The organism is Nocardia sp. CC201C (assembly GCF_030010695.1).
GTDB lineage: Bacteria > Actinomycetota > Actinomycetes > Mycobacteriales > Mycobacteriaceae > Nocardia > Nocardia otitidiscaviarum.
Window position 1 is genome coordinate 1 of record NZ_JASCXP010000631.1, and the last position, 2,710, is coordinate 2,710.

Sequence of the window (2,710 nt, forward strand, 5' to 3'; positions counted from 1 at the left end):
GCCCGGCCGTCAATTGTCCTGTTCGAAGCGCCGCCGGAAGCGGTCTTCCATCCGGGCGGAGAATCCGCCCGCCTTCTTCGGGCGACCGCGCCCGCCACCGGGATTCGCACCCGATGTCGGATCGCCCTCGCCGCCGCCGGAGGTGGCGCCCAGTCGGGGGCCACCCATCAGCAACAGCACGCCCGCTCCGAACATCACGATGAACCCGACCAGGCTGATGATCGGGAAGTCCCCGAGCTTGATCGGGGCGGCAATGCCCGCGACGAGTAGGAACAGGCCGAGGACGAAGAGCGCGGCCGCTTGCAGTCTGCGACGGCCGGTGGCGGAACGTAGCCGCCCGCCTCGTACGGTCGACGCGAACTTGGGATCCTCAGCATAGAGCGCGCTCTCGATCTGTTCGAGCATGCGCTGCTCGTGCTCGGAGAGTGGCACGGTACCTCCCCCGGCACTAGGTAGTGGCGGTCGCCTCCGGGTAAGCGACGGATAGCCGACCTTGGCGGCTGTCTGCCACCAATGATACGAGTTCGATCAGAACCGGACCACCTACTCGGCCGATGTTCAAGCCAGCATTCCCGCGATCCACCCCGTGGAGGGTCTCGTTTTGGCCGCCGCGGCGAGCAGATCGTCCACGTCGTGCAGGAATGCGCCTACCCGCGAAGCGAACTCGTCGGCCTTGGCGTCGTCGATCTCCCGTGGTAGACCGGCCTCCAGCGCCGCGCGCGTCTCCGACTGGGCGCTGAAGTAGTCCGACCACATGATGAATTCGGGGGCCGCCTTCTGCATGAGCACCCAGGCATTGCGCGAACGCGCCCGCGGCATCCGGTCGACTCCGGTCAGCGCGAGCACCGCGCCCGCGCCGCGCAGGGCCGCCAGATAGGCGGTGCGGAAGCGCTCGGCCGGATCCCTCTCCCCCGCCGCCTGCATGAGCAGACCGTCGGCGCGCCGCAACAGCTCACCGGCCCGGCCCGGACGGCCCGGACGTTCAGTTTTCCCGGTCATCGGGTACCTCCCCTCTCGCATACCCTGATCCACCAGGCATCTTGCCCATCGTGCGACCGGTGACGGCCACCGCCGAAGATCGAACAGGTATTCGAAGGATTCAATTGAGTTTGAATATAGAGAGAGCCACCGACAAGTTCCGGCGCTTCGCCGCACCGGATCCCAGCGCACACGGAAGTCGCGTCTGCCCCACATGACCGCCGTCACCCCGAAACCCACGCCCGTCGTCGTCGATCTGTCGGCCGCGACCATGCGCGCCCGGCTCGCCGACGCCCTCGCGGTGTACGTCGCGGCCATGGACTATCCGCCGGGCACCGAACACCACCGCGCCCCCATGTGGACCGAGCACACCACCCGGCCCGGCTGGCAGGCCGTCGCCGCGCTGCTCCCCGACGACGACGGCCGCCTGGACCTGCGCACCGCCCCGGTACTGGCGATCGCCTACGGCTATCGCGGTGCGCCGCACCAGTGGTGGCATCAGCAGGTGTACACCGGCATGCGGCGCACCGGCTGGCCCGAATACGCGGCCCGCGACCTGCTCTCCGACTATTTCGAACTCACCGAACTACATGTGCACCCCGCCGCGCAGGGCCGCGGCATCGGCGAAACCCTGCTGGCCCGCCTGCTGGCCAACCGCCCCGAACGCATGGTGCTGCTGTCCACCCCCGAGGTGGACCAGGAGGCCAACCGCGCCTGGCGCCTCTACCGCCGCCAAGGCTTCGGCGATATCGTGCGCCACTTCGTCTTCTCCGGTGACACCAGGCGTTTCGCCGTCCTGGGCCGGCGGCTGCCGCTGTGAACGCAACACCGGACAGCGTTCGCGTCACACCCCGTAACGATCGCCCGCAGCCCCCGCGACCCCACGCCGAAGACGGTCACGCCCGCCGAGACGACCGCGAGCGCGTCACGTACCCCCGAAGGATGGCGGTGCCACCACAACCAGGTCATGAGCCGAGTCACGGCGCCCTGGCCGCCAGGGCGCGGTGGGCACGCAGCGGCTGCACCCGATATGAGATCCGGCAAGCACACAGCGGCTCCACCCGACACGAGACACGGCAAGCACACGGCGGATCCCGACACGAGACGCGGTGGGCACACAGCGGCCTCACGCGGCACGAGATCCGGCGGGCACACAGCGGCCTCACGCGACACCAGACACGGCGGACACGCGGCCGATTCACGCGGCACGAGAGCCGGTCGACATGCAGCGGCCTCACCCGGCACCAGACGCGGCAGGCACACAGCGGCCTCGCCCGACACGAGAGCCGGCGGGCACACACCCACACCACGCGGCACGCGATCCGGTGGGCACGTGGCGGATTCGCGCGGGGAGGGGTGCGGGCGTGCGGGTGATCGTGGTCGGGTCCGGGCACAATGCGCTCGTCGCCGCCTGTTATCTCGCGCGGGACGGGCACGCGGTGGAGGTGCTGGAGCGGGATACCGTGATCGGCGGGGCGGTGTCCACCGTGGAGCGGTTTCCCGGACATCAGGTGGACCGCGGGTCGTCGGCGCACATCATGGTGCGCCACACCGGGATCATCGAGGAGCTCGAGCTGGAGCGGTTCGGGCTGCGCTATATCGACTGCGATCCCTGGGGTTTCGCGCCCGCGCCGCCCGGGGGCGGGCATGAGCCGCCGCTGATCTTCCATCGAGACGTGGACCGGACCTGCGCGTCCATCGCCGCGGCGTGCGGGGAACGGGAGGCCGAGGC

General features: G+C 69.9%; 4 protein-coding genes. 2 read left to right on the top strand and 2 right to left on the bottom strand.

Translation table 11 applies throughout. From position 1 onward, the window contains the following. Nucleotides 1-9 precede the first annotated feature (9 nt). The gene (locus QK444_RS35185; protein WP_282786306.1) at nucleotides 10-432 is read right to left on the bottom strand and encodes a DUF3040 domain-containing protein; all 423 of its coding nucleotides are present in this window, start codon (nucleotides 430-432) and stop codon (nucleotides 10-12) included. A gap of 126 nt (nucleotides 433-558) precedes the next feature. Next, nucleotides 559-999: an SAV_6107 family HEPN domain-containing protein gene (locus tag QK444_RS35190; protein ID WP_039812420.1), complete on the bottom strand. Its 441-nt coding sequence runs from the start codon at nucleotides 997-999 to the stop codon at nucleotides 559-561. A gap of 193 nt (nucleotides 1,000-1,192) precedes the next feature. Between QK444_RS35190 and QK444_RS35195 the strand changes: the two genes are divergently transcribed. Together QK444_RS35195 and QK444_RS35200 are read left to right on the top strand one after the other, a co-directional pair. Next, the gene (locus QK444_RS35195; RefSeq protein ID WP_282786307.1) at nucleotides 1,193-1,798 is read left to right on the top strand and encodes a GNAT family N-acetyltransferase; all 606 of its coding nucleotides are present in this window, start codon (nucleotides 1,193-1,195) and stop codon (nucleotides 1,796-1,798) included. 544 nt (nucleotides 1,799-2,342) lie between these two features. Next, nucleotides 2,343-2,710 (top strand): NAD(P)-binding protein (locus QK444_RS35200; protein ID WP_282786308.1); only part of this gene is annotated, 368 nt, incomplete at its 3' end.